Below are 6,596 nucleotides of genomic sequence, written 5' to 3' on the forward strand. Positions count from 1 at the left end.
CGCCCGTCTCTCTGCCGGCCTGCCTGTCTGCCGGCCCGCCGGGCGCCGGTCTGCCGTGCCCAGGTCTGCCGTGCCCAGGTCTGCCGGGGGCCGGTGCGCCGTGCCCGATCTCCCGGGCGACCGTCTGCCGTGACCGGTCCGGCAGGCACGGCCCGTCCGGCGCCCGCCGTCCGGGCGCCGTGGCGCCGTCCGTCAGATGTCGAGCGGCGGCAGCGCCCCCGCGCGGATCACGTCCGCGTACCAGCGGGCGCTGGACTTCGGCGTGCGCCGCTGCGTCGTGTAGTCCACGTGCACCGCGCCGAACCGCTTGCCGTAGCCGTAGGCCCACTCGAAGTTGTCCAGCAGCGACCACAGGAAGTAGCCCCGCACGTCGGCGCCCTCGGCGATGGCGCGGTGCACCGCGCCGATGTGCCCGTGCAGGTACGCGATGCGGTCCGGGTCGTGCACCGAGCCGTCCGGCTCCGGCTTGTCGTCGTACGCCGCGCCGTTCTCGGTGATGTACAGCGGCAGGTCCGGCGCGTCGGCGGTGAACCGCAGCAGCAGCTCCGTCAGCCCGGTCGGATCGACGGTCCAGCCCATCGCGGTGCGCTCGCCCGGCGGCTGGTGGAAGGCGATGCGGTCCGCGGCCGGCCAGGGGGACCGCGCGCCGCCGCCGTGGCCGTCGGCGCGCTCGGGCACGGCGTCGCCGGAGACGGCGGAGACGACGGTGGGCGTGTAGTAGTTCAGCCCGATCGAGTCGAGCGGCCGGCTGATGAGCGGCAGGTCCCCGTCCCGTACGAACGACCAGTCCGTCAGCCGCGCGGTGTCGTCGAGCAGGTCGGGCGGGTAGGCGCCGTCGAGCATCGGGCCGGTGAAGATGCGGGTGGCCAGCGCGTCGACCTGGCGGGCGGCGTCGCGGTCCGCCTCGGAGTCCGTACGGGGGCGCACCACCGCGGGGTTGAGGCTGATGGAGACCTCGGCGCGGGCGGGCAGCGCGGTCCGCAGCGCGTCGACGGCGAGCCCGTGCGCCAGGTTGAGGTGGTGCGCGGCGCGCAGGGCGGCGACGGGGTCGGTGCGGCCGGGGGCGTGCACCCCGGCGGCGTAGCCGAGGAACGCGCTGCACCACGGCTCGTTGAGCGTGGTCCACAGCTCGACGCGGTCGCCGAGGGCGTCGCCGACGAGGCGGGCGTAGTCGGCGAACCGGTGCGCCGTGTCGCGCTCCGGCCAGCCGCCCGCCGTCTCCAGCTCCTGCGGCAGGTCCCAGTGGTAGAGCGTGAGCACCGGCTTGATGCCGGCTTCCAGCAGTTCGTCGGCGAGCCCGCGGTAGAAGTCGAGCCCGCGCTGCACGGCGGGGCCGCGGCCGGTGGGCTGGACGCGCGGCCAGGAGACGGAGAAGCGGTACGCCCCGACGCCGAGCCCGGCCATGAGGCGTACGTCCTCGGTGCGCCGGTGGTAGTGGTCGACGGCGACGTCCCCGGTGTCGCCGCCCGCGGTCTTCCCGGGGGTGTGCGAGAAGGTGTCCCAGATGGAGGGGGTGCGGCCGTGCTCCCGCGCGGCGCCTTCGATCTGGTACGCGGCGGTGGCCGTGCCCCACAGGAAGTCCTCGGGGAAGGTGGCGGTGGTGTCGGACATCTGGGAGCGCTCCCAATCTCGGCGGTGACGAACGTCGTGGACAACGAGGGTCGGTCGTATCTCAACTGCCCCCGGGCGGCGCGCGGGTCGTACCGCCGCGGGTCGAACGGGCCACGGGCGCTCAGCCCTTGACCGCGCCGTGCATGATGCCGCCGACGATCTGCCTGCCGAACAGCAGCAGGAGCAGCAGCAGCGGCAGCGTGCCCAGCAGCGCGCCCGCCATGATCACCGACTGGTCGGGGATATAGCCGCGGCCCAGGCTGGTGAGCGCCACCTGCACGGTCGGGTTCTCCTGGGTCAGCGCGATGATCGGCCAGAAGAACTCGTTCCAGGCCATCACGAACGTCAGCATGCCCAGCACGGCCATCGCGGGCCGGGCCGCGGGGAAGACCACGTGCCAGATGACCCGCACGCTGCTCGCGCCGTCCACCCGGGCGGCCTCGATCAGCTCGGTCGGCAGCGCCTGGATCAGGTACTGCCGCATGAAGAACACGCCGAAGGCGCTGACGATGAACGGCAGGATCACCGACTGGAGCTGGTCGATCCACTCCAGCTTCGCGATCGCCATGTACAGCGGCACGACGCTCAGCTGCGGCGGCACCATCATCGTGCCGACCACCAGCAGCATCAGCAGGTTCTTGAAGCGGAACCGCAGCTTGGCGAAGGCGAAGCCGGCCAGCGTGCCGAAGAGCACCGTGCCCGCGGCGATCGCCCCCGCCACGAGCGTGGTGTTGAAGAGCGCCAGGCCCATGTTCGCGTCGGTCCAGGCAGTCTCCATGTTCGAGAAGAGGTTGCCGCCGAACCACAGCGGCGGCGGCGTCTCCGCCAGCCGCTCGTTGGTGCGGGAGGCGGCGACCGCGGTCCAGATCAGCGGGAAGAGCGAGATCGCGGTGAAGAGCAGCAGGACGGCGTACGTCAGCTTCCCCGCCCGCTGCTGGCCGCCGGCCTCCCCGGCCTTCGGTGCGCGCCGTCGCCGGCGGCGGGCCGGCGCCGCGGTCTCGGGGGCGGTCTCTGTCAGCGTTGCCATGAGCTTCCCTTCAGCTCTTCCGCAGCCGGCGCGAGATCAGGCCGAAGACGATGCCGATCACCACGAGGATCAGGAACATCACCCAGGCGATGGCCGCGGCCCGGCCGAGGTGCAGATTGCGCCAGCCCTGCTCGTACAGGTAGAGGCCGAGGGTCTGGAACTGGTGGTCGGGGCCGCCGGACGCGCCCGCGCCCTCCTCGAACAGCAGCGGCTCGCCGAAGAGCTGGACCGAGCCGATCGTGGAGACGACGACGGTGAACAGGATCGTCGGCCGCAGGGAGGGGATGGTGACGTAGCGGAACTGCTTCCAGCGGGACGCGCCGTCCAGCGCCGCGGACTCGTAGAGGTCGTGCGGCACGGCCTGCATGGCGGCCAGGTAGATCAGGGTGTTGTAGCCGGTCCAGCGCCAGATCACGATCGTGGAGATGGCGATCTTCGAGGTCCAGTCGCCGCTCTTCCAGTCGATCTCGTCCACGCCGAACAGGCCGAAGACCCAGTTGATGAGCCCGTAGTCGCGGCCGTAGAGCATCGCGAACACGAGCGTCGCCGCCGCCACGCTGGTGGCGTACGGCGCGAGCATCGCCACCCGGAAGAAGGAGGCGGCGCGCATCTTGTAGTTGAGCAGGTGCGCCAGGCCCATCGCCATCAGCAACTGCGGGACCGTGGAGAGCACCGCGAGGGTGAAGGTGACCCACAGCGAGTTCCAGAAGAAGTGGTCCTCGAACAGCCGCGTGTAGTTGTGCAGTCCGGCCCACTCCATGTCGGTGGGCGCGGTCAGCTCCACCCGGTGCAGCGAGGCCCACGCGGTGTAGAGCAGCGGGAAGAGCCCGAAGGCGGCGAAGAACAGGAAGAACGGCGTGATGAAGGCGTACGGGCTGAGTTTGGCGTCCCACCGGTAGCGGCGGCTGCGCCACTTCTGCCGCCGGTCGTCGGGCGCGGGCCGTTTCGGGGCCGCGCCCCCCTCGACGGAGGGGGGCGCGTCCACGGCCGTACCAGTCTGCGTCATGGCCGGTGTCTCACTGGTCCAGGGCGTTGTCCACGGCCTTGACGGCTTCGTCCCAGGCGCCGTCGGGGTCCTGCTTGCCCTGCTCGATGAGCTGCAGGCCGTTGCCGATGTTGTCGTCGATGACCTGGTCCTTCGGGCCGATCGTCTGCACCGGGATCTCCTCGGCGGAGGCGGAGAACAGCTCCCCGATCGGGGCGTCGCCGAAGTACGGGTTGGTGGCGGTCCTGACCGCCTCCATGTCGTACGCGGGCGGGGCGCTGGGGAAGTTGCCGCGCTCGGCGAAGAGCTTGGCCTGCTGCTCGGGCGCGGTCAGCCAGGCGACGAGCTTGGCCGCCTCGTCCTTGTTCGGGCCGGACTCGGGGACGCCGAGGAAGGAGCCGCCCCAGTTGCCGGGCCTGGGCGACTGGGCCACGTCCCACTTGCCCTCGGCCTTGGTGCCGCCCTTCTCCTGGATGTAGCCGAGCATCCACGCGGGGCAGGAGATGGTGGCGAAGTCGCCGTTGCTCATCGCCTGGTCCCACTGCTTGGTGAACTGCTCCAGGTTGCCGGTGAGCTTCTCCTCGGCGGCGGTGGAGGCGATGCCCCAGGCGGCCTCGACGTCCGGGCTGTCCTTGTAGATGACCTCGCCGGCCTCGTCGTAGTACTTGCCCTCGCTGGAGGCGATGGCGCCGTCGTACACGGCGTCGGCGGAGTCCACCCAGGCGACGCCCTCGGGGCCGTTCTCCTTGAAGTCCCGGCCGGCGTCGAGGAACTTCTCCCAGTCGCCCGCCCACAGCTCGGCGACCTCTTCACGGTCGGTGGGCAGGCCGGCGGCCTCGAAGTGGTCCTTGCGGTAGCAGACGGCCATGGGGCCGACGTCGGTGCCGAGCCCGATGGTCTTGCCGTCGTCGGCGGTGGCCTGCTGCCACTTCCAGTCCAGGAAGGCGTCCTCCGAGGCGCCGTCCACCTTGCCGAGGTCCATGAACCGGTCGGCCTGGGTGTCGACGACCTCGGCGATGTTGGCGACCTCGATGGCCTGTACGTCGGCCAGACCGCTGTTGCTGGTCAGATGGTTGAGGAGAGCGGGGTAGTAGTTCTCGTTCCGCTCGATGACGTCCTGCTTGATCGTGATGTCCGGATTCAGCTTCTCGTACTCGTCGTAGAGCCCGGCCTCCTCGAAGCCGAAGGTGCCGAAGAGGCCCATGGTGATGGTGGTCTTCCCGCTCCCCCCGTCCCCGGAGTCGCTCTTCGAGCCGTCGTCGTCATCGCTCGCGCACGCGCTGAGCAACCCGGTGCCCAGAGCGGCTGCGGCCAAAAGGCCCACGGCCCGTCGGGTCGTGCGGTAACTGCGCACTGCATCCTCCTAGCGCCCTGGCGCGTGCCGCTCCTGCCGGAGGTGAACGAGGGGATCGGGGGTGGCGGCTCGGGCGGGCTTTCGTGCGGGTTCTCTATGGGTCGAGTAGAGTGGGAGCGCTCCCAGAAGTGATTGGTTGAAGGGTGGCCTGTCGGTGAGGGGGTGTCAAGGGACCGGACATCTCGACCGGCTCCCGTTACGCGGCTGTTAGCTTCGGTGCGGCCCGCGGACCGGGGCAGGGGGCGAGAATCGGACAGTCAGCAGACAGCCATAACGCGGGAGGGTGGAATGGCGGTCAGGGATCGGCGTACGCCGGTGGCGCGCGGCGGGCGCGGTGGTAGGCCGACGCTTGAGCAGGTCGCCGCGCGAGCCGGGGTGGGCAGGGGGACGGTGTCCCGGGTGATCAACGGATCGGACCAGGTCAGCGAGCAGGCGCGGACGGCCGTCGAACGGGCGGTCGCGGAGCTGGGCTACGTGCCCAACCGCGCGGCGCGGGCGCTCGCGGCGGGCAGCGCGGACGCGGTCGCGCTGGTGATCCCGGAGCCCGAGACCCGGCTGTTCTCCGAGCCGTACTTCTCCGACATCGTCCGCGGGGTGAGCGCGGAGCTGGCGGAGACGGACAAGCAGCTCCTCCTGACGCTCATCCGCTCGCCCCGGGAACGGGAGCGGCTGGCGGCGTATCTGAGCGCCGACCGGGTCGACGGCGTGCTGCTGGTCTCCGTGCACGAGGGCGACCCGCTGCCGGAGATGCTGGCGGCCATGGGGCTGCCGGCGGTGCTCAACGGCCGCCGGGCGGCGGGCGAGGCCGTGCCGTTCGTCGACTCGGACAACACCGGCGGCGCGCAGGCGGCCGTCGAGCACCTGATCGGCCGCGGGCGCGGCGCGATCGCGACCATCACGGGACCCGCCGACATGTACGTCGCGAGCTGCCGCCTGGCGGGCTACCGTCAGGCGTTGAAGGCGGCGGACCGCGAGGAGGACCCCGGGCTCGTCGCGGTCGGCGACTTCACCGAGGAGGGCGGCCGCCGGGCGATGCAGGAGCTGCTGGAGCGGCGGCCCGCGCTGGACGCGGTCTTCGCCGCCTCGGACGTGATGGCGGCGGGCGCCCTGCAGGTGCTGCGCGCGGCCGGCCGCACGGTGCCGGACGAGGTGGCGGTCGTCGGCTTCGAGGACTCGCCGGTGGCCCGGCACACCGATCCGCCGCTCACCAGCGTCCGGCAGCCCACGGAGGAGATGGGGCGGGCCATGGTGCGGGTGCTGCTGGACGGGATCGCGGCGAAGGACGCCACCCGGGAGCGGCACGTGGTGCTGCCCACGGAGCTGGTGGTACGCGCCTCGGGGTGACCCGGCGGGCCCGGCGGGGTCCGCGGTACGCAGGCGGGGCGGGTCCGGAAGCGGGCCCGCCCCGTCTGCGTGTGCGGGCCGACTTTCGGGCCCGTATCGGCCAACTCGCCTGCCCCTGGGCCGACTTCTGTCGCGAGGGTTGACAGGTGCATAACCCTTCGGGAGATTGGGAGCGCTCCCACACTTCAAGACTTGCACCTCCCGCCGCGAGGTGAGGACGGGGGGCGAACCACCCCAGGTCCACCCCCGTCCGCTCGGCTCAGCCGGGCCGGGCG

General features: G+C 71.8%; 5 protein-coding genes. 1 reads left to right on the top strand and 4 read right to left on the bottom strand.

Annotated elements, in window-relative coordinates:
* Positions 1 to 192: 192 nt before the first annotated feature.
* The 4 genes from H5J30_RS13525 to H5J30_RS13540 all read right to left on the bottom strand — a co-directional run bounded on the left by H5J30_RS13525 (position 193) and on the right by H5J30_RS13540 (position 4,827).
* Complete coding sequence (locus H5J30_RS13525; protein ID WP_181787681.1) at positions 193 to 1,611, bottom strand: GH1 family beta-glucosidase; 1,419 nt, start codon at positions 1,609 to 1,611, stop codon at positions 193 to 195.
* A gap of 121 nt (positions 1,612 to 1,732) precedes the next feature.
* Positions 1,733 to 2,638 (bottom strand): carbohydrate ABC transporter permease, encoded by a 906-nt coding sequence (locus H5J30_RS13530; RefSeq protein ID WP_181787682.1) that lies wholly within the window; start codon positions 2,636 to 2,638, stop codon positions 1,733 to 1,735.
* Positions 2,639 to 2,648: 10 nt separating this feature from the next.
* Entirely contained in the window at positions 2,649 to 3,644 is a 996-nt protein-coding gene (locus H5J30_RS13535) for a carbohydrate ABC transporter permease (protein WP_181787683.1), read from the bottom strand.
* A 10-nt stretch (positions 3,645 to 3,654) separates the two neighbouring features.
* Entirely contained in the window at positions 3,655 to 4,827 is a 1,173-nt protein-coding gene (locus H5J30_RS13540; protein WP_181787685.1) for an ABC transporter substrate-binding protein, read from the bottom strand.
* Positions 4,828 to 5,376: 549 nt separating this feature from the next.
* Between H5J30_RS13540 and H5J30_RS13545 the strand changes: the two genes are divergently transcribed.
* Positions 5,377 to 6,321 (top strand): LacI family DNA-binding transcriptional regulator, encoded by a 945-nt coding sequence (locus H5J30_RS13545; protein ID WP_374100978.1) that lies wholly within the window; start codon positions 5,377 to 5,379, stop codon positions 6,319 to 6,321.
* Positions 6,322 to 6,596: the final 275 nt, after the last annotated feature.

The sequence above is a fragment of the Streptomyces phytophilus genome, from assembly GCF_013870535.1.
Classification (GTDB): Bacteria; Actinomycetota; Actinomycetes; order Streptomycetales; family Streptomycetaceae; genus Streptomyces; species Streptomyces phytophilus.

Excerpts from the sequence above, each read along its gene's own strand:
- H5J30_RS13525 (WP_181787681.1), bottom strand. The coding sequence starts at position 1,611 with ATGTCCGACACCACCGCCACCTTCCCCGAGGACTTCCTGTGGGGCACG.
- H5J30_RS13530 (WP_181787682.1), bottom strand. The coding sequence starts at position 2,638 with ATGGCAACGCTGACAGAGACCGCCCCCGAGACCGCGGCGCCGGCCCGC.
- H5J30_RS13535 (WP_181787683.1), bottom strand. The coding sequence starts at position 3,644 with ATGACGCAGACTGGTACGGCCGTGGACGCGCCCCCCTCCGTCGAGGGG.
- H5J30_RS13540 (WP_181787685.1), bottom strand. The coding sequence starts at position 4,827 with ATGGGCCTCTTCGGCACCTTCGGCTTCGAGGAGGCCGGGCTCTACGAC.